This is a genomic window from Sulfitobacter sp. TBRI5 (assembly GCF_051013555.1).
Classification (GTDB): domain Bacteria; phylum Pseudomonadota; class Alphaproteobacteria; order Rhodobacterales; family Rhodobacteraceae; genus JL08.
The window spans coordinates 19,287-44,494 of record NZ_CP112884.1 but is presented as its reverse complement, the minus strand read 5'-3'; the positions used below and the strand labels follow the sequence as shown (position 1 = coordinate 44,494).

Annotated in this window: 23 protein-coding genes; 12 read left to right on the top strand and 11 right to left on the bottom strand. The window is 59.7% G+C overall.

All coding sequences use genetic code 11. The features are described 5' to 3' along the window. Positions 1–5 precede the first annotated feature (5 nt). The 7 genes from OLX72_RS00205 to glmM all read left to right on the top strand — a co-directional run bounded on the left by OLX72_RS00205 (position 6) and on the right by glmM (position 9,943). On the top strand, positions 6–683 hold the full coding sequence (locus OLX72_RS00205) for an FkbM family methyltransferase (protein WP_114869401.1): 678 nt from the start codon (positions 6–8) through the stop codon (positions 681–683). Positions 684–714: 31 nt separating this feature from the next. Then, positions 715–2,967: a glycine--tRNA ligase subunit beta gene (gene glyS, locus OLX72_RS00200; RefSeq protein ID WP_433989508.1), complete on the top strand. Its 2,253-nt coding sequence runs from the start codon at positions 715–717 to the stop codon at positions 2,965–2,967. A gap of 92 nt (positions 2,968–3,059) precedes the next feature. Continuing rightward, on the top strand, positions 3,060–5,597 hold the full coding sequence (locus OLX72_RS00195; RefSeq protein ID WP_114872144.1) for a putative PEP-binding protein: 2,538 nt from the start codon (positions 3,060–3,062) through the stop codon (positions 5,595–5,597). Positions 5,598–5,853: 256 nt separating this feature from the next. Continuing rightward, entirely contained in the window at positions 5,854–6,468 is a 615-nt protein-coding gene (locus OLX72_RS00190) for a cell wall hydrolase (protein ID WP_114872145.1), read from the top strand. Positions 6,469–6,625: 157 nt separating this feature from the next. Continuing rightward, entirely contained in the window at positions 6,626–7,546 is a 921-nt protein-coding gene (locus tag OLX72_RS00185) for a dihydroneopterin aldolase (RefSeq protein WP_433989507.1), read from the top strand. Positions 7,547–7,587: 41 nt separating this feature from the next. Beyond that, positions 7,588–8,604, top strand: a complete 1,017-nt coding sequence (folP, locus tag OLX72_RS00180) for a dihydropteroate synthase (RefSeq protein WP_433989506.1) — start codon at positions 7,588–7,590, stop codon at positions 8,602–8,604. Then, complete coding sequence (gene glmM, locus OLX72_RS00175; RefSeq protein WP_114869405.1) at positions 8,597–9,943, top strand: phosphoglucosamine mutase; 1,347 nt, start codon at positions 8,597–8,599, stop codon at positions 9,941–9,943. The genes folP and glmM overlap by 8 nt, the downstream gene beginning before the upstream one ends. Here the strand turns inward: glmM and OLX72_RS00170 are convergent. The 3 genes from OLX72_RS00170 to ilvC all read right to left on the bottom strand — a co-directional run bounded on the left by OLX72_RS00170 (position 9,921) and on the right by ilvC (position 13,012). Next, complete coding sequence (locus OLX72_RS00170) at positions 9,921–10,865, bottom strand: DMT family transporter (RefSeq protein ID WP_114869406.1); 945 nt, start codon at positions 10,863–10,865, stop codon at positions 9,921–9,923. The two genes, glmM and OLX72_RS00170, sit on opposite strands and share 23 nt — an antisense overlap. Positions 10,866–10,998: 133 nt before the next feature. Then, positions 10,999–11,904, bottom strand: a complete 906-nt coding sequence (locus OLX72_RS00165; RefSeq protein ID WP_433989505.1) for a DMT family transporter — start codon at positions 11,902–11,904, stop codon at positions 10,999–11,001. Between the two features lie 85 nt (positions 11,905–11,989). Beyond that, on the bottom strand, positions 11,990–13,012 hold the full coding sequence (ilvC, locus tag OLX72_RS00160) for a ketol-acid reductoisomerase (RefSeq protein ID WP_114869408.1): 1,023 nt from the start codon (positions 13,010–13,012) through the stop codon (positions 11,990–11,992). A 137-nt stretch (positions 13,013–13,149) separates the two neighbouring features. Here ilvC and OLX72_RS00155 point away from each other — a divergent pair, with 137 nt between their 5' ends. From OLX72_RS00155 to OLX72_RS00145, 3 genes are all read left to right on the top strand, one after another. Further along, on the top strand, positions 13,150–13,605 hold the full coding sequence (locus OLX72_RS00155) for an Lrp/AsnC family transcriptional regulator (RefSeq protein WP_114872146.1): 456 nt from the start codon (positions 13,150–13,152) through the stop codon (positions 13,603–13,605). After that, the gene (locus OLX72_RS00150) at positions 13,602–14,057 is read left to right on the top strand and encodes an Lrp/AsnC family transcriptional regulator (RefSeq protein ID WP_114869409.1); all 456 of its coding nucleotides are present in this window, start codon (positions 13,602–13,604) and stop codon (positions 14,055–14,057) included. Before OLX72_RS00155 ends, OLX72_RS00150 begins: the two co-directional genes overlap by 4 nt. Positions 14,058–14,186: 129 nt before the next feature. After that, on the top strand, positions 14,187–15,314 hold the full coding sequence (locus tag OLX72_RS00145; protein ID WP_114869410.1) for an aminotransferase class V-fold PLP-dependent enzyme: 1,128 nt from the start codon (positions 14,187–14,189) through the stop codon (positions 15,312–15,314). Here OLX72_RS00145 and OLX72_RS00140 read toward each other — a convergent pair. The 3 genes from OLX72_RS00140 to OLX72_RS00130 form a co-directional block, all read right to left on the bottom strand. Next, complete coding sequence (locus tag OLX72_RS00140; RefSeq protein ID WP_433989504.1) at positions 15,302–16,510, bottom strand: UbiH/UbiF family hydroxylase; 1,209 nt, start codon at positions 16,508–16,510, stop codon at positions 15,302–15,304. The two genes, OLX72_RS00145 and OLX72_RS00140, sit on opposite strands and share 13 nt — an antisense overlap. 75 nt (positions 16,511–16,585) lie before the next feature. Continuing rightward, positions 16,586–16,834 carry a hypothetical protein gene (locus OLX72_RS00135; protein ID WP_114869412.1) on the bottom strand — a complete coding sequence of 83 codons (249 nt, stop codon included), beginning with the start codon at positions 16,832–16,834 and terminating at the stop codon, positions 16,586–16,588. 83 nt (positions 16,835–16,917) lie between these two features. Further along, positions 16,918–17,562 carry a pyrimidine 5'-nucleotidase gene (locus OLX72_RS00130; RefSeq protein WP_433989503.1) on the bottom strand — a complete coding sequence of 215 codons (645 nt, stop codon included), beginning with the start codon at positions 17,560–17,562 and terminating at the stop codon, positions 16,918–16,920. 83 nt (positions 17,563–17,645) lie between these two features. Between OLX72_RS00130 and OLX72_RS00125 the strand changes: the two genes are divergently transcribed. After that, on the top strand, positions 17,646–18,320 hold the full coding sequence (locus tag OLX72_RS00125) for a GntR family transcriptional regulator (protein WP_433989502.1): 675 nt from the start codon (positions 17,646–17,648) through the stop codon (positions 18,318–18,320). On the opposite strand, the gene OLX72_RS00120 is transcribed toward OLX72_RS00125, so the two are convergent. Further along, the gene (locus OLX72_RS00120) at positions 18,317–20,212 is read right to left on the bottom strand and encodes a glycosyltransferase (RefSeq protein WP_433989501.1); all 1,896 of its coding nucleotides are present in this window, start codon (positions 20,210–20,212) and stop codon (positions 18,317–18,319) included. The genes OLX72_RS00125 and OLX72_RS00120 overlap by 4 nt on opposite strands. Positions 20,213–20,304: 92 nt before the next feature. Then, positions 20,305–21,468 (bottom strand): glutamine-hydrolyzing carbamoyl-phosphate synthase small subunit, encoded by a 1,164-nt coding sequence (gene carA / locus OLX72_RS00115; protein ID WP_114869415.1) that lies wholly within the window; start codon positions 21,466–21,468, stop codon positions 20,305–20,307. Positions 21,469–21,656: 188 nt separating this feature from the next. Here carA and OLX72_RS00110 point away from each other — a divergent pair, with 188 nt between their 5' ends. Continuing rightward, entirely contained in the window at positions 21,657–22,127 is a 471-nt protein-coding gene (locus OLX72_RS00110) for a GatB/YqeY domain-containing protein (protein ID WP_114872148.1), read from the top strand. Positions 22,128–22,134: 7 nt separating this feature from the next. On the opposite strand, the gene OLX72_RS00105 is transcribed toward OLX72_RS00110, so the two are convergent. The 3 genes from OLX72_RS00105 to ctaD form a co-directional block, all read right to left on the bottom strand. Further along, positions 22,135–22,629, bottom strand: a complete 495-nt coding sequence (locus tag OLX72_RS00105) for a DUF2244 domain-containing protein (RefSeq protein ID WP_433989500.1) — start codon at positions 22,627–22,629, stop codon at positions 22,135–22,137. A gap of 61 nt (positions 22,630–22,690) precedes the next feature. Further along, entirely contained in the window at positions 22,691–23,158 is a 468-nt protein-coding gene (locus OLX72_RS00100; RefSeq protein ID WP_114869417.1) for a hypothetical protein, read from the bottom strand. 203 nt (positions 23,159–23,361) lie between these two features. Further along, positions 23,362–25,035: a cytochrome c oxidase subunit I gene (gene ctaD / locus OLX72_RS00095; RefSeq protein ID WP_433989499.1), complete on the bottom strand. Its 1,674-nt coding sequence runs from the start codon at positions 25,033–25,035 to the stop codon at positions 23,362–23,364. Between the last annotated feature and the right edge of the window lie 173 nt (positions 25,036–25,208).

Here is a 25,208-nt window from a genome sequence, read left to right as displayed (position 1 = left end):
GCGTTATGGCCGATCCGGCCCATCAGGCTGAACTGGACGAGATGCGCCGGCGCAACAAACGGCGCGTGAAACGGGTGCGCGCCCAGGGTATGCTGCAGGGCGTTATTTCGATGCTGCGCGCAGGCGATATCGTTTTTGATTGCGGGGCGAATGTGGGTGATGTCACGGTGCAACTGGCGCAGTCCGGCGCGCAGGTGCACGCATTCGAACCCGATCCTGTGGCATTTGCCCGCCTGTCCGAGCGGTTTTCCGACGCCGACAACGTTACTTTGCATAATGTTGCCGTCGGCACGCAGGACGGGGTTGCTCCCCTGATACGTGCTCATGACTTCAAGGATGACCCGGCCGCGAAATCCAGCCGCAGCACAATCGTGGCCGGGGGGCATCTGATGGCGGATCAGGCTGATACGACGACACAGGTGAAAACCGTTGATCTGCCCCGTCTGATCCGCGAAACAGCAGTGGAACACGGCCAGATCGCATTTCTGAAAATGGACATCGAAGGGGCCGAACTGGACATTCTGGAAACGATGGAACAGCACGACCTGTTTGACGCTGTTCGCCTGACTGTCGTAGAGACCCATCAGGGAAAATTTCCGGCCTTGCGCCCGCGTCTGAAAGCCTTGCGCAAACGGTTCGCTGCCAAATATCCCGCCACCAAGGTCAACCTGGAATGGACCTGACCGGAACCGTTGAACAAGAAAGCCGCCCGCAATGCCCGATCTGCTGATTGAACTGTTTTCCGAGGAAATCCCCGCACGTATGCAGGCGCGCGCTGGCGAAGACCTGAAAAAACGCATGACAGACGGTCTGGTCGAGGCCGGTTTGACCTATGCCAGCGCAGCGGCCTTTACCACGCCGCGCCGTCTTGTCCTGACGGTTGAGGACGTATTGGATCACAGCCCGTCGCTGCGCGAAGAGCGCAAAGGCCCGCGCGTTGATGCGCCCGAAAAAGCGATCGAAGGGTTCTTGCGCGGCGCTGGCGTGACGCGCGCCGATCTGGAAGAACGGGATGAGAAAAAGGGCCGCGTGTTCTACGCCGTGATGGAACGGCCCGGCCGCCCCGCACCCGACATTATCGCCGAGGTTCTGGACCATACGATCCGGAACTTTCCATGGCCCAAATCCATGCGATGGGGCACAGGCAGTTTGCGCTGGGTGCGTCCGCTGCAATCGATCCTGTGTATTCTAAGCGCGGAAGACGGCGCGCAGACCGTGCCGCTTGAGGTGGACGGGATCGTGGCGGGCAACATGACGCGGGGCCACCGCTTTATGGCGCCGGATGCGTTTTCTGTAACTAATTTCGATGATTACAGTGCGAAGCTAAAACGCGCATTCGTCGTTCTGGATGCCGCTGAACGCGCCGATCACATCTGGGCCGACGCCACAAATCAGGCCTTTGCCAACGGGTTTGAAGTGGTGGAAGATGCCGCCCTGTTGACCGAGGTGGCGGGCCTTGTCGAATGGCCCGTTGTGTTGATGGGCACGATTGATCCGGCGTTCAAGGATTTGCCGCCCGAGGTGTTGCAAACCTCGATGCGCGAACATCAGAAATTCTTTTCCGTGCGCAACCCTAAAACCGGACGAATCGAACGGTTTGTGACAGTTGCGAATGTGCAAACCCCCGATCATGGCGCGACCATTCTGGCGGGCAACCAGAAGGTTCTTTTTGCCCGTCTGTCCGATGCCAAATTCTTTTGGGAAAACGATCTGCGTATTGCGAAATCTGACATCAGTATCTGGACGCAACCCCTTGAAAATGTGACGTTTCACAATAAACTGGGAACACAGGCCGAACGGGTTCAGCGTATTGCAGCACTGGCGCGCGATATCGCCCCTTTTGTCGGCGCGGATGCGGACGAGGCGGAACAGGCCGCACAACTGGCCAAGGCCGATCTCAGCTCGGAAATGGTCGGAGAATTTCCGGAATTACAAGGGCTTATGGGGCGTTATTACGCCTCTGCCGCGGGGTATTCCGATGCCGTCGCCGCCGCCAGTCAGGAACATTATGCCCCCCAGGGCCCGTCCGATGCGGTACCAACCGCGCCGGTTTCGGTGGCCGTGGCGCTGGCGGACAAACTGGACACCCTGGCAGGGTTCTGGGCGATTGATGAAAAACCCACCGGATCGAAAGATCCGTTCGCATTGCGCCGTGCCGCTCTGGGCGTGATCCGGCTGGTGCTGGAAAACAGCGCCCGCCTGCATTTAGACCGGTTCATCGACGCGGAACTTCTGAAGTTTGAAATTCGTCAGGCCAACGGCACCCCGCCCGCGCTTGATCTGCACACAATGGAAGAAACCCTGAGTGAGATCGCAGAGCATGGCGTATTCGGGGCGGCGTTGCGCACCGTGAAAACACGGTTTGACGATGCCGCCGAAAAGCCGGATTTCAAGGAAGGGTCTTGGATCGACGGGATCGCAAAGCGCCTGCCCGATGTCAGTGAACACCTGCTGTCTTTCCTGCATGACCGGCTCAAGGTTTATCTGCGCGATCAGGGCATCCGTCACGACATTATAGATGCGTGCATCGCGATGCCTGCAAACGATGACCTGACGCTGCTGGTCAAACGCGCCACTGCGCTGAACGACACTGTCAAAACCGAAGATGGCGAAAACCTGATCCAAGGCTTCAAGCGGGCCAACAACATTCTGTTGCAGGCCGAAGAAAACGACGGCGTTGAATATTCTTATGGTCCGGACGTCAAATTTGCCGAGGCAGGCGCGGAAACCGAACTGTTTGCCGCACTGGATGCCGCCGAGGCGAAAATCGCCCCTGCCATGGCGCAGGAGGATTTCACCGCCGCGATGCACGCTATGGCCACCCTGCGTGCGCCGATTGATGCGTTTTTTACCGATGTTCAGGTCAACGTCGACAACCAGACGGTGCGGCGCAACCGGCTGAACCTGTTGCACCGTATCCGCACGGTCTGTTCTTCGGTGGCCGATCTGACACGAATAGAAGGCTAAACAGTCGCATCCCGCGAAACAAAGCCCTACTTGCGCATGGCGGTTCTGTGCCTATGCTGCGCCATCCAACAAAGGTGCCGCAGCGCAGCAACATGCATAGAAACCCGACAACAACCCTGATTTCGGCGGATGCGCCGGTGGCGACCGCAACCCATGGCGGGCGTGCCAAATGCCTGCAACGTCTGGTGCGGCTTGATCTGCCTGTGCCGCGAACGGTCGCGCTGTCCTTTGATGCAGTGCACGGGATTGCATCGGGCGATATGCCGGACATTGCATCGGTCTTGAAGCAATTCGACGCTGGCGATCTGTTATGTGTGCGCCCTTCATCGGAAGATCCCGATTGGGGCGGGCCGGGCGCGGTTCTGAACATCGGAATGAACGACGCGCGCTATACCCAGTTGTGCGACACGCTGGGCCCGAATGCGGCAAGCGCGCTGTATCTGCGGTTTGTTCAATCCTATGCGATCCACGTGGCACGGCTTGACCCTGATATGTTCGACACGGTTGATGGCGATGGCCCCGACGCGCTGACCGAAACGCTGCGCGCCTATGAGGACGAAACCGAAGAACCCTTCCCGCAAGAGCCGGTTGTGCAATTGTCGGGCGTGTTGCGATCCATGGCGCGGGCCTGGGATGGCACATCGGCGCGTCTGCTGCGGCAGGCCAAGGGCGCGCCGGCAGATGCCGGTCTGGGCCTTGTGGTGCAACAGATGGTGTTTGGTGTCGGGCAGGGCGAAAGCGGGTCAGGCGTTCTGCAACTGGTCGATTCCGTCACGGGCCAGCCGCAGATCACCGGGCGCTACCTGTCCCAGTCACAGGGCCGGGATGCGTTGCAGGGTGATGCAGCCGCCCTTTATCTGGAGCAGGATCCGCGCGGCCCATCATTGGAAGAACTGGCACCCAAGGCGTTTGCCGATCTCAAGGCGCATGCCAGCCTGATGCGCACGCAACTGCGCGAGGAAATGCAGGTCGAGTTTGCGTTGCAGGATGGCGTTCTGCACATTCTGGATGGCGTTCGCGTTGCACGGTCGGCCCGGGCGGCGGTGCGCATTGCGGTGTCACTGGTGCATGACGGGATCATTCCCGCGCAAGAGGCGGTGATGCGGATCGAACCGCGCACCCTGACGGAATTGCTGCACCGCCAGATCAACCCCGACGCACCCCGCGACGTGCTGGGCGCCGGTATCGCCGCAAGCCCCGGTGCCGCGACGGGCCGGATCGTGTTTTCGGCGGACGAAGCGCAAGCCAGCGCCGCGCGCGGCGAAGCCTGTGTTCTGGTGCGCCGCGAAACCTCTTCTGAAGATGTGCGCGGGATGCATGCGGCCAGCGCCGTTCTGACGGAACGGGGCGGCATCACCAGCCACGCTGCCGTAATCGGGCGCGGAATCGGGGTGCCTTGCGTCGTTGGCGCGTCTTCGATCCGGTTCCAGACGGCCAAGAAACAGCTGATCGTGCCCGATGGGCGTATCTTGCGCGCCGGCGACATTATTACAGTGGATGGCACCAGCGGACAGATCCTTGCCGGAGAGCCGCCGATGCTGGAAGCGGCGCTGGATGACGCGTTTCAGGACTTGATGGGCTGGGCCGACAAAGAGCGCGACATCGATATTCGCGCCAATGCCGATACGCCCGACGATGCCCAGACGGCCCGTAATTTCAACGCGCAGGGTATCGGCTTGTGCCGGACCGAACACATGTTTTTCGATGAAGACCGTCTGACGGTCATGCGCGAAATGATCTTTGCGGATGAAAGCAATGATCGCCGCGCGGTGCTGGCCCGCCTGCTGCCCATGCAGCGCGAGGATTTTACCCAACTGTTCCGCATCATGCAGGGCCAGCCGGTGTGCATCCGTCTGTTTGATCCGCCCTTGCACGAATTCCTGCCCTCTGACCGGGACGGCCAGCGCGAACTGGCCGAAGCGCTGAATTTGCCGGTGTCCGATGTGATCCGCCGTGTCGAGGCGATGGGCGAATACAACCCGATGCTGGGTTTGCGCGGTGTACGTCTGGGCATCACGGTGCCCGAAATCTACGACATGCAGGCGCGCGCGATTTTCGAGGCCACGATCGAGGCCAGTATCGACGGAGAGCCGGTGGTGCCGGAAATCATGATCCCGCTGGTCAGCGCCAAGCGCGAAGTTGAAATGGTCAAGGCGCGGGTGGATGCCGTGGCCGCATCGGTGCGCACCGAAAAGGGCCGTGATTTTACCTACCGTCTTGGCGTGATGGTCGAAACACCGCGCGCTGCCTTGCGGGCAGGCGATATCGCGCCCTATGTGTCCTTCCTGAGCTACGGGACAAATGACCTGACCCAGATGACATACGGCCTGTCACGCGATGACGCGGGCCGTTTCATGTCGACCTATGTGCAGCAGGGTGTCTTTTCCGAAGACCCGTTCCATGTGTTGGACGTGGATGGGGTTGGCGAATTGCTAAGCATCGGAGCAGAGCGGGCACGCAATGCGAATCCGCACGTGACATTGTCGATTTGTGGCGAACATGGTGGCAATCCCGAATCGATTGCATTTTGCCGTCAGGCAGGGTTTGACTATGTTTCGTGCTCTCCTTTCCGCGTTCCGGTGGCCAGATTGGCCGCTGCTCAGTTGGCGATTTCACACAAAATACAGTGATGAAACCCGTTGCCTTCGGCAAAATATGCGCGTCGGCACAATATTCGGTGGGGCGCGGGTAAGCTGGTAAACAGTGTGTTTCCGCCTATTTTTTGCCCCAAACTGGACGTTATTTCCAAAACTGGTTAGAGACCGCCTTGGTTGCACATCTGGGAGGAGGTGCGCCAACCGCCGTTTGGGGCTGTGGTTTGGGGCTGTCATGTATTTCTACAAGGTTTGGTGCGCGGCAATAGCCGTGATTGGTGTTGGGTTTGTTATGGCGTTTTCTGCGGAAGGCGCGCTGGCATCAGACGCAACATTCCGGACCGCAATGGCACAGGAACGGCAGTCGTTGACGGCAGTGCCGGACACGCGGATCAGGAAACTGGTGTCAGAGCCAAAGCAGCGTCCGGCGACCATCTCGTTCTCGAAATCCTGGTTGGATTCGCAACCCAAGGCCGACGGCGATGCGCAATGGCGCTGCCTGTCCGAAGCGCTGTATTTCGAGGCGCGCGGTGAATCCGTAAGAGGCCAGTTCGCAGTCGCCGAGGTGATCCTGAACCGTGTGGAAAGCAGCCGTTTTCCCGGTACGCTGTGTGGCGTGATCAATCAGGGAACCGGCAAGAAGTATCAGTGCCAGTTCACCTACACCTGTGATGGCAACAAGGAAGTGATCCGCGAGCCGAAAGCTTACGAACGCGTCAGCAAGGTTGCGCGGGCAGTGCTGGATGGCGCCGCACCCGACCTCACGAACGGGGCCACGCATTATCACACCACTGCCGTGCGTCCTAAATGGGCGCGGGTTTACACAAAAACGGCCAATATCGGCGTACACATTTTCTACCGGCACAACTATCGTGCCGCGTCGGTCAGCACGCAGTCCAAACCCTAGGGGGTTCGGGCCGCTGGCCCATCAACGCCTGAACCGTTTTCAAAATTTCCCTGTCCAAGACGCTTTCGGCCGCTGGTATGGCGCGTGCAGGGCTGCTATTCGGTCGCCACGCATTTATGGTGCAGCCCAAACAGATACGAAAAAAGGCCCGTTTCCCATGACTTCCGAAATTCGTCTGGCCTTTGCGCATCCGTCTGAACGATCCGAAGCAACCGCGCCGGATGCGCCGCTTGATAGAATTTCGCTGCGCGACCACATTGTCGAAGTCGAGATCGGCGCGTTTCAGGCGGAACGGGGCACCACCCAGAGGATCTGTTTCAACATCGTAGTCGAAGTGCGCCCGCTGAGCGGACAGATTGATGACGATGTAGACCGTATCCTGTCCTATGATCGTGTGACCGAAGCCATCGCGCACGAACTTGCCGAAGAGCGGTTGAACCTGCTGGAAACGCTGGCTGGCCGTATTGCCGACCGCATCCTGCTGGAACCGCAGGCGATGCGGGCCTTTGTGCGGATTGAAAAGCTGGATCGCGGCCCCGGTGCTTTGGGTGTCGAAATTGTGCGCTCTCGCGTTCAGGATACAGCGCCAGCTCCGGCAGGCCAGACGCTGTCACCCGAACTGGTCTATCTGTCGAATGACGCGATTGCGTCGCCCAATCTGACAAGCTGGGTTGACCAGTTGGAAAATATGGGCCGCCCGCTGATCCTGTGTGTCGGGGCGGCAGACGCCCCCGCCCCGAAAGCGCAACACAAACTGGCGCAACGCCGGATTGATCTGTTTGCGATCGAACAGAACGCGTGGGTTCTGGCGGCGCGTGATGCGCGCTGTGTCGTGGTTTCAACCCGGACCGAACTGGACTGGGCCATGAAGAACGGCCAGATCAGCGTATGGGCGCCCTCCAAGATCGTTCTTGACGCTGTCGATGGCCCATCGGCCCATCCCAGCGATGCAGTTGCGCTGGCCGCGTGGTTTGCGGCGACATTCCACGCGGGTGAAATGCTGGTGATCGGGTCTGACTTGCCCACCGCCCCTGACGTGCCATTGCGCGCGATTCCGGTGGATCAAAAGACGATCTGACGGCGCTTGCCTTTGGGCGCCGCATCGCGCAGGAAAGGGCCATGAAGTCCTATTATCGCCCGATCCCAATGATGGAACCGGCCAGCACCGCGCACGCGGCCCAACTGGCAGGGGGGCTTTGCTTTGCGTCCCATGTTGAATGTCTGTCGCGCGAAACCAAACCCAAGATCATACCGCTGTCAGATGTGCCGGAAAACGCGCGCCAGGCCATGACAGCGCCGCGCGCACCGATTGCCGGCCTGAGTTTGGATAGGCCGCGCCTGATGGGCATCCTGAATGTCACACCTGACAGTTTTTCCGATGACGGAGTGCACGGGGCACCCGATGCGGCGATCCGTTCCGCGCTTGACATGGTGCAGGCGGGGGCCGACATGATCGACATCGGCGGAGAATCGACGCGCCCCGGTGCGGTAACAGTGTCTGTTGCCGATGAAATCGCGCGCACGGCACAGGTTATCGCAGGGGTGCGCGCGCGAACAGAAACGCCAATTTCCATCGATACGCGTAAAGCCGCGGTGGCCAAGGCGGCGCTGGGCGCGGGGGCAAATCTGGTGAACGATGTGTCGGGTTTTACCTTTGATCCGAACCTGGCGAAACTTTGTGCGCAGCGCGCTGTGCCGGTCTGCGTCATGCATGCCCAGGGCGATCCGGCCACGATGCAGGACAACCCGCACTACGACAATGTGTTGTTGGATGTGTATGATTATCTGGAAGAAAGGGTAGATTTTCTTGTGTCTTGCGGTGTCGAAAGGTCTTGTATTCTGGTTGATCCAGGGATCGGCTTCGGCAAGACGCAGGCGCATAATCTGGCCCTTTTGCGCCGCATCAGCCTGTTTCACACGCTGGGTTGTCCAGTTCTGCTGGGCGCGTCGCGCAAACGGTTCATCGGAACCATCGGGCAGGAACCTGTCGCCGCAGCCCGCGCGCCGGGGTCGATTGCGGTGGCCCTTGCGGTACTGGGGCAGGGCGTGCAATTTTTGCGTGTGCATGATGTGGCGATGACGAAACAGGCCGTCAGATTGCACGATGCCATTTGGGATGAGGACCGTCATGAGTAAGCTTTTTGGAACGGACGGTGTGCGCGGCACGGCCAATACCTATCCGATGACGGCAGAAATGGCTCTTAAAATAGGGGCCGCCGTGGGCCGGTACTTCCGCCGCGACAGCAAGGGCGTGCACCGGGTCATCATCGGCAAGGACACCCGCCTGTCGGGCTATATGTTCGAAAGCGCGCTGACTGCCGGGCTGACATCGACGGGCATGAATGTACTGACCCTTGGCCCGGTGCCAACGCCTGCGGTCGGGTTGATGACGCGATCCATGCGCGGTGATCTGGGGGTGATGATTTCGGCCAGCCACAACCCGGCGGAAGACAACGGGATCAAGTTTTTCGGCCCCGACGGATACAAGCTGTCCGATCAGGCCGAAGCCGAGATCGAGGCGCTGGTAAACACAGGCGTCGAACCGGCGCAGGCGGGCAATATCGGGCGTGCAAGACGCATCGATGATGCACGGTTCCGCTATGCCGAGCGGGTCAAATCCACCTTTCCGTCTGATCTGCGGCTGGATGGCGTCAAGGTCGTAATCGATTGCGCCAATGGGGCGGCGTGGCGCGCGGCCCCCGAAATCCTGTGGGAACTGGGTGCCGATGTTGTCCCTCTGGGGGTGGCCCCTGATGGGTTGAACATCAACAAGGATTGCGGCTCGACCCATCCGCAAAGGGCCGCCGAAACAGTTGTTGCCCATGGCGCGGATGTTGGCATTTGCCTGGATGGCGATGCCGACCGCGTGATTATCATAGACGAGTCGGGCAAAATTGCCGACGGCGATCAGATCATGGCGTTGCTGGCGGCGCGCTGGGCCAGCGAAAACCGCCTGAAAGGCGGGGCGCTGGTTGCAACGGTAATGTCGAACCTGGGGCTGGAACGGTTTCTGGCCGGGCATAACATCGGTCTGGAACGCACCGCCGTGGGCGACCGGTACGTTGTCGAACGAATGCGTGAGGGCGGATTTAATCTAGGTGGCGAACAATCGGGCCATATCGTGATGTCCGATTACGCCACAACGGGCGACGGATTGATGGCCGGCCTTCAGTTTTTGGCCGAAATGATCCGTTCGTCCCGACCGGCCAGCGCCTTGCTGCATAGTTTTGACCCAGTGCCGCAATTGTTAAAGAATGTACGGTATTCTGTAGGTCAAGCGCCGTTGGAAGTTGAAAAAGTGAAAGCGGCGATTGCGCAAACCGAGGCGGATTTGCATGGAAAAGGCCGCTTGCTGATCCGGAAATCGGGAACCGAGCCTTTGGTGCGCGTCATGGCGGAATGCGAGGATGCGGATCTTCTGGAACGCGCCGTCGATCGTGTTGTCGATGCGGTTACCGATGCCGTGGCGTCCTAGCGCGGACGCTGTTGATCAATCGCGAAATCGCGCCGTACTGGCTTAACCCGACGCCGCCAAGGATCAGACCCATTGCCAGCAAGAGCGAAGGAGGCAAGGGTTCCGACAGGATCAGTGCACCCAAAATGACCGACCAGACCGGCACCTGATAGCCGGTCAGACTCATGAACACCGGGCCCGCCGTGCGCACCACCAGCACCCGCAACAGGTTCGCCGCCGCAGTCGGGATCAGCCCCAGCACAGCCAGTACAATCAGCGTCTGGCGATCAGGCATCGGTGGCGGCCCTTCGACGGCCCACGCAACCGGAACCACGATGGCCGATCCGATCAGCAACAGCACCGTGGCAAGCCCGATCGGATCAATCGCCGGCAGACGCCGCATCAGAACCGAACTGAAACCGTAGCAGGTGGCGGCCCCCAGACACGCGATCCGCCCCGGTGTTTCAAATGCGGCACCGCTGCTTTCAAAGGCGTTTCCGCCGATCAGAACCACCACGCCGCAAAACCCGATCACGAACCCAAGCGCCTTACGCCATGTCATCCGTTCGCCCGGCACCAGAAAATGCGCCAGTGGCAGAACCATCAATGGGCCGGTTGCCATCGACACACCGGCAAATCCGGACGTAACATATTGCTGCCCCCAACTGAGCAGCATGAATGGCGTTGCCGCACTGAACGCGCCTGCGGCCAGCAAGGTCATCAGATTGGCCCGTGTCGGTCGGGCCTGAAACAGCCGCGCGCCGCGCACGGCCCAGATCAGCCCCATCAGCGCCGCGGCAAAGCCGATCCGGGCAGCCGCCAGCCAGAACGGGGTGATCCCCCGCAGTGCGATTTCGATAACAATAAAGGTGGCGCCCCATGTCAGGCCCAGAGTGGCCACCATCACCCAGCTTTTCAGTGTGATTTCAGGGGGCTGTGTCATGGTGGCCTTTTGCGGATTGAAATGCGTAGGCCATCGGGATGGCGGACACAGAATGCGTTGTTTCGGTGACTTGTGATGCAATGTGTTGAGCGCGACAAGGTATTCTTTGTCTGCTTCCTTGATGCAAAACCAGTCAGACGAGCGCGCGCACCCGCTTGCGACTAAGCAACAGGCCACCAAGGATCAGCGCGAGCGATATCAGCAACTGGGGCGGCAGCACCTCATTCAGCAGCAGTGCGCCAAACAGCACCGACCAGACCGGCACCTGATAGTTGACCATCGATAGAAAACTGGGCCCGGCATCGCGGATCACCTGCACCAGCAGAATCTGTGCCAGCGCCGTTGGCAACAGCCCCAGATAAAGGATCGCCGCCAGCGACAGGGTATCGGGGCGGGCGGGAACGCCTTCTTGCCAAAGTGCGACTGGCACGATCATGACAGCGGCGCACAGCATGGCCGCTGCGGATAGGGACAGCATGTTCGTGGCCGGGCACAGCCGCGTGACAATGGCCCCGATGGCATAACACAGCGCCGCGCCCAGACAGGCGACACGCGCCAGAGCCTCGTAATCGCTGCCGATGCTTTGAAACGCGTCCAGACCGATCAGAACAATTACCCCGGAAAACCCGATCAGAAAACTGATGCCGCGCCGCAATGTCATGTGTTCGCCTGGGACGAAAAAATGCGCCAGAGGCAATACAAACAGCGGCACGACCGCCATGCAGACACCGGCGAACCCGCTGGCCACATAGGTTTGCCCCCAGCTGAGCAGGGTAAAAGGCAGCGCGTTCGAAAACAGCCCCATCGCCGCCGCTGCGGCCCAGATGGCGCGCCCCTGCGGCGCGGACCAGTCCGGCAGGCTGACGCCAAGCGCGCGTATCATGATGTAAAGCGTCAGCGCCCCGATGCTGATACGCGCGGCCGCCACGCTGATCGGCGCGAACCCGTTCAGGGCGACCGACACAAACATAAAGGACGCGCCCCAGATCATGCCAAGCAGAACAAGTTTGGCCCAGTTGCGGGCACCGGGATTGGGCATGGAGGGGCGTGTCCTTGAAAAGAAAGGGGGTGCCCGCGTGTGGCACCCCCCGTGGAGATCAGGGCGGGATGTTTCCCGCGCGCAATCAGTTCTTGGCTTTGTCGACCATCTTGCCGGCGGAAATCCACGGCATCATGCCGCGCAGTGTTTCGCCTGTGGCTTCGATCTGGTGTTCGTCGTTGATCCGGCGCGTGCCTTTGAAGAACGGCTGGCCAACGGCGTTTTCCAGCATGAAATCGCGTACGAACTTGCCGGTCTGGATATCGGTCAGGATCGCCTTCATCCGCGCCTTGGTTTCATCATAGGGCAGGACCCGCGGGCCAGAGACGTATTCGCCGTATTCAGCCGTATTCGAGATCGAATAGTTCATGTTGGCAATGCCGCCTTCGTAGATCAGATCGACGATCAGCTTCACTTCGTGCAGGCATTCGAAATAGGCCATTTCCGGCGCGTAACCGGCCTCGACCAGTGTTTCAAAGCCCATGCGGATCAATTCAACCAGACCGCCGCAAAGCACGGCCTGTTCGCCGAACAGATCGGTTTCGCATTCTTCGCGGAAATTGGTTTCGATGATGCCGGACCGTCCGCCGCCGATGGCCGAGCAGTAGGACAGGCCGATTTCCAGCGCCTTGCCCGACGCGTCCTTGTCGACCGCGACAAGGCAGGGCACGCCGCCGCCTTTGGTGTATTCGCCGCGCACCGTGTGGCCGGGGCCTTTGGGGGCCATCATGATCACGTCGATGCCGTCTTTGGGTTCGATCAGGCCGAAATGCACGTTCAGACCGTGGGCAAAGGCAATCGCGGCACCTTCGCGGATGTTGTCATGCACGTATTTCTTGTAGGTTTCCGCCTGCAATTCATCGGGCATCGTGAACATGATCAGATCGGCCCAGGCCGCGGCTTCTGCAATACCCATTACCTTGAGCCCTTCGCCTTCGGCCTTGGCCGCAGAGGCCGAGCCTTCGCGCAGGGCGACACACAGGTTTTTCGCACCGCTGTCGCGCAGGTTCAGCGCATGGGCGTGCCCCTGGGAGCCGTAGCCCAGAATGGCCACTTTCTTGTCTTTGATCAGGTTGATGTCGCAGTCACGGTCATAATAAACGCGCATGGTATGTCCTTTGGTTCGGAAGGTTCAGATTGAGCGCGACCCTAGCAGCGTTTCACGGGTTGTGAATGTCGGATTTTCGAGTATTTTTGGACAAATGAATATTCTTATTCGGACAAATGGCAATATGCGGTTTTTTCATGCTTGACGACAGTGATCGTCGCCTGTTGCGCCAGTTGCAGGCGGAACCCAGCCTTGCCACGTCCGAACTGGCCGAACGGTGCGGCCTGACGCCGGGCACCTGTGCGCGCCGGTTGGAGCGGTTGCAGGCCAATGGCGTGTTGCAGGGGCAGGGGATCAGGATCAACTGGGCCGCACTGGGCTTTACTGTCGAGGTCAGCCTGCGGATCACGCTGGACAAGACTCAGCCGCGCGCCTTTGACGATTTCATTGCCGCCGCGCGCGAGGTGCCGGAAGTTCTGGAAATCCAGACCTTTCTGGGCAGTGTCGATGCGCGTCTTTCAGTGATCGCGCGGGATATGGCGCATTATCAGCAAATCTATCGCAGCCAGATTCTGACCCTGCCCCATATCGCCGATATCGAGGCGCTGATGCAGATTGCACGGATCAAGGCCGATGACAGGGTGCCGGTATGATCATGCTGGACGATACAGACCGTCAGTTGCTGCGCGCGCTGAGTGCACAGGCCAACCAGAGCGCGGGCGCGTTGGGGCGGATGCTGGGCCTGTCGCAACCGGCCACCTGGCGGCGTATCCGGCGGCTGGAAGAGGGCGGCGTGATCGCGGGGCGTCGCCTGTTTGTGGATGCCGAGGCGCTGGGCTATGGCGTGACGGTGTTTCTGGGGGTGAAACTGGCCACCAAGGGACGTGTCAGCCTGGAAGATTTCGAACGCGCGGCCTGCGCCATACCCGAAGTGCAGACGGTAGAGCATGTGCTGGGTCTTTATGATTACAGGCTGCGGGTCGTGGCGCGTGATATCGCCGATTTTGAACGGGTGCTGCGCCGCCGGATCATGATGTTGCCGGGCGCTGGCGCGGTTGAGGCCAATGTCCTGCTGAGTGAAGAGCGCCGCCCCGGCCCGATTTGACAGGATCGGCGCCCTCTGTTTCGCATAAGCGCGCGCTCGGTTGCGTTAGGGGGCTGTATACCGAAGTAGACTTTGCCAGCGCGCCGGCGACCCGTTAAGCGTGGGCGTAGAACATATCGGGAGAAGACCATGGCTGCTTTGCTTGAACATATCGATCCGGACGGGTTGGAAGAATTTTCGGTTGTTTTCACCGACCGGTCGCTCAATTCGATGTCGGGCGCGTTCCAGCAGGTGATGCGCGACATTTCGGACATGCTGAAACAGGTTTACAATGCGGATGCGGTTGCGGTGATCCCCGGAGGCGGCACGTTCGGCATGGAGGCCGTGGCGCGCCAGTTCGGCAAAGGGGCCAATGTGCTGGTCGTGCGCAACGGTTGGTTTTCCTACCGCTGGAGCCAGATTTTCGAAGCCGGCGATTTCACCGCGCAAACCACGGTATTAAAGGCGCGCCAGACCGGTAACAGCCCGCAGGCGCCTTTTGCGCCGGCACCGATTGCCGAAGTTGTTGCGAAAATTCACGAAATCCAGCCAGATATTGTGTTTGCGCCGCATGTTGAAACCTCGGCCGGTGTGATCCTGCCGGATGATTATATTACAGAAATGGCGGCGGCGGCCCATGCCGTGGGCGCGTTGATGGTTCTGGATTGTATCGCATCGGGCTGTGCCTGGGTGGATATGAAGGCCACCGGTGTGGATGTACTGATCTCTGCCCCGCAAAAGGGCTGGTCGGCCTCGCCCTGCGCGGGGTTGGTAATGCTGTCAGAACGTGCTGTGGCACGGCTGGAGACAACCCAGTCGGACAGTTTCGCCATTGATCTGAAGAAATGGCGCCAGATCATGGCGGCCTATGAAAACGGCGGGCACGCCTATCACGCGACCATGCCGACAGACAGCCTGCGCACCTTTCGCGATACGATGATCGAAACCCGCGACTACGGGTTCGAGAAATTGCGGGATGCGCAATGGGCACTGGGCCATGCGGTGCGTGCCTTGCTGGCGGAAAAAGGCTTTCAGTCGGTCGCTGCAGACGGGTTCGGCGCGCCCGGCGTGGTTGTCAGCTATACCACGGACCCCGAAATCCAGAATGGCAGTAAATTCGCCGCCAAAGGTATGCAGATCGCAGCTGGTGTGCCGCTGCAATGTGATGAACCGGCTGATTTCCGCACCTTTCGCCTTGGCCTGTTCGGTCTGGACAAGCTTTATGATGTGGACGGCACCGTGGCGCGGTTGAAAACCGTGATCGATCAGGTGATCTGACGCGCCCCAAGGCCCATCTGCATCAGCATCTTGCGCACCGGCGCCAGTGCGTAAAGCGCGCTGAGCCCGGCCGCACGGGCATCGCGCAGCGGTTGCGCGCTGATCATCGAGGCGCGGTTTAGCAGGTCGATGCCCTTGACCCGCACCGCTATGTCGTTGTGGCGCGCGCGGTGATAGCTGTCCAGCATCCGGGCATCGCCCAGCCCTTCGGGTCGGGCCAGAGCCAGATCGCGCAGGGTGCGCATATCGTTCAGGCTCATGTTCAGGCCCTGCGCACCGATCGGCGGCACCACATGGGCCGCCTCTGCGATCAGCGCGATCCGTTCGCCGTTCAACCGATCCGCTTTTTGGCTGATGATCGGCCAGATCGTGCGCCGCGAGGCCAGAGTCAGCGGGCCGAAAAGATGGCACGACCGGTCCGACATTGCCTGCTCAAAGGCGGGAATATCCATTTCTGACAAGGCTTTGGCCTTGGGCCCCTGTTCCATCCAGACCACGGCAGAGGACGGCAGACCATCGTAATCGGGCACCGGTACAAGCGTGAAAGGCCCGCCGGTGCGGTGGATTTCGGTGCTGACATTGTTGTGCGGCACGGGGTGCGTGACGGCAAAGGCCAATGCTTTTTGCCCATAGCGGAGCGTGTGCACCGCAATGCCTGCCGCCTCGCGCATGGGAGAGCCACGCCCGTCTGCGGCGATCACCAGTTTGGTGGCGATCCGGCTGCCGTCACTTAATCCGACACGTGCCTCTGTCTGGCGGGTGAACAGGGATGTTGTGGCCGTTCCGGGGCGGAATTCGACATTGGGCAATTCGCCAAGGCGCGCGACCATTTCGCGGCGCAGCAGCCAGTTGGGCAGGTTCCAGCCAAACGGCAGGTCCGACAGATCGGCGGCATTGAAATCGCGGGTCACGCGGGGTTCCGGATCAACCCCGCCGGCATCGACAATGCGCATGATCTGCAACGGGGCGGCATACGGGGCCAGCCGGTTCCACAATCCCGCATCATCCAGCAGATCGCGTGCGGGTTGCAAAAACGCGGTGCTGCGCAGATCGGACCCGGCGGCATCCCGTTCCGTCACGGGGGGGGCGGGATCAACGCACACCACATCAAAGCCTGCGCTGGCAAACACCGCGGCGGCCGTCATACCCGCAATGCCGCCGCCCGAGATCAGAATGTCTGTGGATTGATCTGTCATGTCACGTTCCCTTTGACGCAAGGATAGGTCAGCCACACGGTCCGGGCCAAGCGGCATCCTGCCACGGGTCGGTGTTTACGCCCAGGTGATGACAAGCAAAACCACGAATATCACGGGAACTAGCGCCAGCGCCGGAAGATAAAGGCCCGGAATGCCGAAGATCAGGATCGCCGACAGCCACAGGCTGACAAAGGTGATCAGGGCGTACCAGATGTTGTCCTTGTCGCCGAAAATAAGATCGCGGGCGATCCAGCCCAGAACGGGGATCGCAAGAAAGGCGCGCAGCCAGAACGGCTGGCTGCGGGGGGTGTCTGCAACACTCATGAAAGTCTCCTGTTCGCGTTTATGAACAGGAGGTAAGCGGGGGTTGTTAAATCAAAAGGGACATTACGCCGCATCCTGACCGTTTATGTCAGAAATCCCAGAAATGCGGTCAGATCATCGGTGTGATGGTGGATGTAATCGGCCTTGTGCGGTTCGGGCGCGACGTGAACAGTGCGCATGCCCATTTGATGCGGAGCCGAAAGGTTGCGCACATCGTCTTCGAACATGGCGGCGGTGCGCGGGTCAACGCCATCGCGGTCAAACACGGCCTGAAACGCGGCGCGTTCCGGTTTGGGGCGAAATCCGGCATGTTCCACGCCGTAAACCGCATCAAACAACCCCGACAGGCCGCGCGCGGCCAGCACCCGTTCGGCATAGGGGGCCGATCCGTTGGTATAGACAATGCGACGCCCGGGCAAAGCGGCAATATAGGTGGCCAGATCGGGATCGGGTGTTAGCGCGTGCATTGAAATATCGTGCACATCCGTCAGATAAGGGGCCGGATCGACATCATGTTCGCGCATCAGGCCAGCCAGCGTGGTCCCGTATTTGCGCCAGTACTTTGCCCGCAAGGTGTTGGCCGTCGGGTGATCCACCCCCAGCGCATCCATCACAAAGCGGGTCATCTTCACCTCGATCTGGTCAAACAGGCGCACACTGGGCGGATAAAGTATATTGTCCAGATCGAACACCCAGTGCCGCACATGAGAAAAAGACGCTTTTACCATGTCCGCCACCCTAGGGGGCGCGATTTGCCCCTGCAAGCGCCAAGGCTTGTTGCCTTTATCCTGCGCCGCTATGGTCGCCCCACATGCAGGAGAGCGTAACCGAGATGGCCGAACCCAAAGCCGCCCAGACCGATGCCTACAGCCTAATTCTGGAAGCGATCGATGTCGGGATATTCAAACCGGGCGACCGGCTTGTGGAAAGCGATCTGGCGGACCGGTTCGGTGTGTCGCGCACGCCGATCCGCGAGGCGCTGCAGCGGCTGGAAACGCAATCCCTTCTGGCGCGAGACGGGCGCAGCCTGATCGTGGCGTCGCTGGACCACAACCAGATGGCCGAACTATACGTGGTGCGCCGCGAACTGGAAGGGCTGGCCGCCCGCCTTGCCGCCCGCCATGCCACCGCCGAAGAGGTGCGCGTTCTGCGCGAAATGGTCGAAGAAGATCAGGCGCTGATCAATGATCCAACCGCCTTGGCCCGCGCCAACCGCCGCTTTCATACCCAGATCCATCTGGCTTCGCACAACCGGTATCTGGTGCAACAGCTTGATCTGGTCCACCGCACGATGGCGCTTATGGCGACCACGTCGCTGGCGGCGCAGGGCCGGGGCGAAATTGCGTTGGGCGAACATGGTGCGATCGTGGATGCCATCGCCGCCGGCGACGAAGATGCCGCCTATCAGGCGCTGAAGGAACACATCTCGGTGGCCTTCATGACCCGCCTGAAACAGGACGCGGCCGGGCGCGTCAAGCGGTCCTAGTCACCACCACCGCCGTTCAGCGAATGACCATGCTGGGTTTTGTCCCAGAAGAACGGCTTGCGGATCAGTTCATAGACAGCTTTGTAGGCCGCCAGCGTGGCCATCGGAAAATAAAGCGCAAGGGTCGGGACCCATGCCATCAGATGCCGGTGCGCCCGCCCTCGAACGGCATAGCCCGCAATGATCATGGCGCTGACTTCGCACAGGATAAACAGAACCGCCAAAACCGTGGTTGCGCTGGTTCCCAGCACGGTGGCGACAGGGTGCGACACCCCGAACGGCACAAGCCAGAAAGACCACAGAACCGGTGCCAGCAGGAATTGCGACAAGGCGCAGATGAAGAAAACCTGGAACCCCCAGAATTTGTAGGCGCCGATTTCGGACAACAGAACCCGCGGCTGACGCATGTGCACCGCATAGGTGACCATGAACCCCTTGAGCCAGCGCGACCGCTGGCGGATCCATGGCCAGGGGCGGCAGGTTGCCTCTTCCCGGGTGACAGTCCGGATCAGGTCTGTGCGGTATCCGTAGCGCGCAAGCCGAAAGCCAAGATCGGCATCTTCGGTCACATTATGGGCGTCCCAGCCGCGCAATTTTTCCAACACGTCGCGGCGGAAAAACACGGTGGTCCCGCCCAGCGGAATGATCAGGCCCAATCGCGCAATACCGGGCATGATCACCCGCCACCATGTCGCGTATTCGATGGCGAAACAGCGTGACATCCAGTCGTCGCGCGCGTTGTAGTAATCCAGCACGCCCTGCACACAGGCGACTTCGGGCGGGGCTTCGTCCAGATAGTGCACGACGGTTTCGATTTGATCCGGTGCCGGCGCGTCTTCCGCATCCCAGATCCCAATGATGCTGCCACGGCAGAAATCAAGCGCATAGTTCAGCGCACGGGGTTTGGTGGTTAACGTGCCGGTAGAGGGCACTTCGATCACCCGCATCCACGCCGGCAAAACGGTGTGGGCCAGTGTATCGCGGGTTACATTATCATCGGCTTCCAGAACCAGAACCACGTCCAGCAATGCCTTGGGATAGGTCAGCCGGGACAAGCGGGCAATCAGCGCGTTGGTAATCTCGTGTTCGCGCAACAGCGGCACCATGACCGACACGCATGGCAGTTTCAAGCGCGTGCTGTCGGCCAGTGTTGGGGGTGAATAAGCTGCAGTATGCGGTTTGGTCTGCCGGAGAAAAGTCGCCAGTTTCAGCCCTGTCGACAACAGCAACGTAAAAACGGCAATGCCTGTAATAACGGTCAGCGCATAAAGCGGCGCAAGAAGGGCCAGCGTCAGACAGGCCACGCCAGCCGCCCCGATCCAGTTGCGGCGTGGATGGGTGCGCCAGTTCCACGTGCGACAGCTTTCGGTTTCCTTGACAAGGGTTTCCGCGCGCCGCGCCAGTGCGGGCCCGATGGTGGCCGACAGGCAGGTCGCAATGTCCTGCGGTGCGGCCACCACCGGAAGGATGGCCCCGATCTCAGGCTCCAGCGCCAGACGCAGAGATTTGAGGCTGTCTGGCCGCGAGGTCGCGACGAAAAGAGTGTCACCCAGCCGAAGCCATGGCACGACCTGATGCCTGGCCCAGAATGCGCATGGTCTTAGACCGAACAGGCGGTAGTCCGGTGGATCAAGCGCCAGATCAACCCGGCGGGCATCATGTTGCAGCGCAACGCAATCCAGTATCAGCTTTTCATCCACCAGCCCTTCGGCGGCCAGCACCGCGCCCAGCGGCGCCCCAAGATGCAATTGCTGGTTCAGGGCATGGATCAGCTGGCGATGTGAAATGACCCCCGCATTGACCAGAATTTGCCCCAGAGGAACGCGGGCGCTACGCGCTTTTGTACGGTATGCCAGCGGGCTGTGCCCAAGCCGTAAGCGCAAATCACTCATATCCGTCAACCCTGCCAAAACGCCGTGCGATGGTGCGGGAAAAGCGGTTAAAAAGGTCTTAACAGGCGATCAGGAGCCTTGATTTAAGGGGCTTACACAGTCTCTTGCGCCGCCATTGCCGATGCAAACCGTTCAAACAGGTAAAAACTGTCTTGCGGGCCGGGGCTGGCTTCGGGGTGATACTGCACCGAATAGATCGGGCGGTTGTTCATGCGGATGCCGCAATTGGACCCGTCAAACAGCGATGTATGCGTTTCGATCACATTGTCGGGCAGGGTTTGTGCATCAACGGCAAAGCCGTGATTCATCGACGTGATCTCGACCTTGCCGGTTTCCAGATCTTTTACGGGATGGTTGGCGCCGTGGTGCCCGTGGTTCATTTTGATTGTCTTCGCGCCAAGCGCGAGCGCAAGCATCTGATGGCCCAGACAAATCCCGAATATGGGAATGTCGGATTTTTCCATGACGTCCCGGATCATCGGCACGGCATAGGTGCCCGTTGCCGCCGGATCGCCCGGCCCGTTGGACAGAAACAGACCATCGGGATTATGCGCCAGAACATCGGATGCCGTGGCGGTGGCGGGCAGCACCGTAACGTCACATCCCGCACTGGCCAGACACCGCAGAATGTTGCGTTTGGCACCATAATCGATGGCAACCACTTTGTGTTTGGGTTCGGCCTGACGCGCATATCCGTCGGGCCATGCCCACCGCACTTCATCCCAGCGGTAGGATTGTATACAGGTGACATCCTTGGCCAGATCCATGCCTTCCAATCCGGCGAAACCGCGCGCTGCGGCAACCAGGGCATCAATATCGAACACCCCGTCGGGGTTGTGGGCCAGCGCTACATGCGGCGCACCCTGCTGGCGGATTTCGCGGGTCAGCCTGCGGGTATCGATGCCGCCGACCGCAATGCGCCCGCGCGACGCCAGCCAGTCTGAAAGGCCCTGAACCGCGCGCCAGTTGCTGGGCGTGGTCGGGTGCCATTTCACCACCATGCCCGCCGCAACCGGATCGCTGGTTTCGTCATCTTCGGGGTTCACACCGACATTGCCGATATGGGGAAAGGTGAATGTCACAACCTGTCCGGCATAAGACGGATCGGTCATGATTTCCTGATATCCCGTCATCGCGGTATTGAAACACAGTTCCGCCACGGTCATGCCGGTTGCACCGAACCCGGTGCCGTAAAACAACGTGCCATCCGCAAGGGCTAGGCAGGCGGTTGGTTTCCCGTGTTGGGTCTGGGCCATAACGCGACTCTTTTGCTACAGTTGTGAAATTTCGACGAAACTAATGGCATGTGAACGTCGGGTCAAGCAAAGTGACTAAAACAGTTTTGTTTGAAATCAATATGTTAGATAGATTGACGCGCGGTTGCCCATTCGCGCCCGATTGGGTATGGTCCAAGCCTTGTGCGACCATGGGGATGGGACATGACATGACTTTGCGAACGCAGATTAACGATGCGTTGAAACAAGCGATGAAAGACAAGGCCGCCACGCGCCTGTCGACATTGCGCCTGATCAATGCGGCGATCAAGGACAAGGAAATTGCCTTGCGCAGCGATGGCGGGGACGGTGCCGACGATGGCGCCAGTGATGCGGAAATCCTTGCAATCCTTGGTAAAATGACCAAGCAGCGGATTGAAAGCGCACGCGCCTATGAAGAAGGCGGACGCCTTGATCTGGCCGAACGCGAACGCGCCGAAGTCGAAATCATCGAAGAGTTCCTGCCGCGCCAGTTGAACGCCGAAGAAACCGCCAAAGCCGTCGGCGACGCCATAGAAGAGGTGGGCGCGGAATCGATCCGTGACATGGGCAAGGTGATGGCCGTGTTAAAGACGAAATACACCGGACAGCTGGATTTCGGCAGTGTCGGGCCGATGGTCAAGGACCGGTTGTGCGGCTGAAACGCGCCTAGCCGCGCGTTTGCGCCAGGCCGCGCAGTAAATCATCATAAAGGCTGATGCGTTCTTCCTCTGACAGGAACGCGCCTATTTCCACTTCGCGGCCTTCGCCGCGCAATGTGACGTAATGCGGCACAGGCCCGTCTTTCTTGTGCATTTCGACCTGCGCCCAGTAGATGTTGCAATCCCATTCCTGCGCCGGCCCGCGCGGGTTGTGGCGCACCAGATGAGCCGTTTCACCCGACAGTTTCAGAACCTCAAGGATTTGTGCATTCCGGTGGCTGCGTTCCAGCGCCAGCCAGACACCGCCCACAGCCAGCAGCAGAAACGGCAGAACGCCCCAAAGAACAACCGACCCGATCAGCGGAAACAACGGGATCATGATCAGCACAAATGTGGCGCCGATAAATGCCGCGAACCCTTTGGGCGGCAGGGACTGATGCGGCCATAGCTGCAGTTCACTGGCCGATTTAGGGGCGGGCGGGGTTTTCCATTTATAAGGCATGACACAGCGTGCTTTAAAGAGGCGGGATACGGGGGCCGGTGGTAGGCACCGGCAATCGGGTTTATCCGTTGGTCTTTGGGGTCGGCAGCGTCAGACTTGCCGATTGCGAAGGTGGCACGCATCCGCGCATGTCTGCAAAGGCAGATACAGCGCTATCCGCGGCCGATTGAAAGCCTTTGTCGATCAGGATCGCGGGATCCTGCAAATACGGTTCCAACGTGCCTGAAACCCCGGCAAGCTGGGCTTGCAGGGCGTCTATCCGCGTCTCGATACCTTGGGCGACCGCAGAATTCAACGTGCCGGTCTGGGTGCGGATGGTTTGCAGATCGCCGCGCAAGGCCGCCAGTTCGCCGGTCATGTCGTCGATACTGCTGCGCACCGGTTTCAACACTTCGATATTGCTGGCAAAGCTGGCCGCCATGTTGTTGGCCGTGCTGGTTACGCGCCATGCCATGAACAGGCACAGCAGAATCAGGATCAGGGTCGCGTTGATCATGGCAACGGCGATGTCTTTGATGATTTTCAGCATTTTGGGCCTCAATTCGGGTGCCGAAGGCGTTTCTTATGGGCAGGGCCAATTTGCATGTCGGGCGTTGGGAACGCGGCGCGCACGGCCTGCCGGATTTGTCATGTCAAGATGATAGCATATGCATTCGGCGGGTCCATGCGTTACAAAAGAAAAAGGCCCCAAGCGGTGCAGGGGGCCTTTTCCGTAGTCTGTGTGGCTGGCGCTCAGTGCGCGTGGCCTTTGTCCCAGTCTTCCTGTTTTGGCAGGATTTCGAACGTATGCTCGGGCGGCGGGCTGGGCAGGGTCCATTCCAGCGTATCTGCATATTCGTTCCACGGGTTGTTTTGCGTCACCTTGGCGCCGCGCAGCAGCGTGTAGGCAACAACGCCAAAGAAGAACAGGAAGGACGCAAAGCTGAGGAAGGCGCCGATGCTTGACCACCAGTTCCAGTAGGCGAACGCCTCGGGGTAATCAATGTAACGGCGGGGCATGCCCTGACGGCCCAGAAAGTGCTGGGGGAAGAATGTCAGGTTCGCGCCGATGAACATCGCCCAGAAGTGCAGCTTGCCCGCCCATTCAGGGTACATCCGGCCCGACATTTTGGGCAGATAGAAATAGATGCCCGCAAAGATCGCAAACACCGCGCCAAGGCTCATCACATAGTGGAAATGCGCCACGACATAATAGGTGTCATGATAGTAGCGATCGACAGCTGCCTGGCTGAGAACGATACCGGTCACACCACCGACCGTGAACAGGAAAAGGAAGCCGAACGCCCACAACATAGGTGTCTTGAACTCAATCGAACCGCCCCACATCGTGGCAATCCAACTGAACACCTTAACCCCGGTGGGCACCGCGATCACCATTGTGGCCAGCATGAAGTAGCTTTGCTGGTTCAGCGACATGCCGACCGTGTACATGTGGTGCGCCCACACGACAAAGCCCAACACACCAATCGCGATCAGCGCCCAGACCATCGGCAGATAGCCGAACACCGGCTTGCGGCTGAAGGTTGCGATCACGTGGCTGATGATGCCAAAGCCCGGAAGGATAATGATATACACCTCGGGGTGGCCAAAGAACCACAGGATGTGCTGGTACAGTACCGGATCTCCGCCACCGGCAGGATCAAAGAAGGTAAAGCCAAAGTTACGGTCCATCAGCAACATGGTGATCGCGCCCGCCAGAACCGGCAGGGACAGAAGAATCAGCCACGAGGTGATGAAGATCGACCATGAAAACAGCGGTACCTTGAACAGTGTCATGCCCGGAGCGCGCATGTTCAGGAATGTCGTGATCATGTTGATCGCACCCAGAATGGAGGATGCACCCGACACGTGAACCGCGAAAATCGCAAGGTCCATCGACATGCCGCTTTCGGTGGTGGACAGCGGCGGATAAAGCACCCAGCCAACGCCCGATCCAAGCTGGTCATTACCGCCCGGTGCCAGAACCGAACACACGGCCAGCGTTGTGCCTGCGCAGTACAGCCAGAACGACAGGTTGTTCATCCGCGGGAACGCCATATCCGGCGCGCCGATCTGCAAAGGCATGAAATAGTTGCCAAATCCGCCAAAAAGCGCCGGAATAACAACAAAGAACATCATCAGGATGCCGTGGCCCGTGATCAGAACGTTCCACAAATGCCCGTTTGGCGTACAGGTTTGCGACGCATCCGCAAACATCCGCGCGCCTTCCATGCACATGTACTGAACACCCGGGTCCATAAGCTCCAACCGCATGTAAACGGTGAATGCGACCGAGATAAATCCGACAAAGGCCGAAATGATAAGGTAAAGAATACCGATGTCTTTGTGGTTCGTAGACATGAACCAGCGGGTAAAAAATCCGCGCTGGTCTTCGTGATCATGTCCGTGAATGGCTGCGTCTGCCATGCGGGGTGCCTCCTGGCTGGTATAGTTTTACACACGTGAACGGCAGACATAAATCTGCCGTTCACGTGCAGGATTACGAATGGTTCTAGAACGCCAGACCGATTGCTTCAATGCCCGACTTTGATCTGGCGCAAGATAAATTGACGCGGGTAGTTGAAAATGAAGGGGAATAA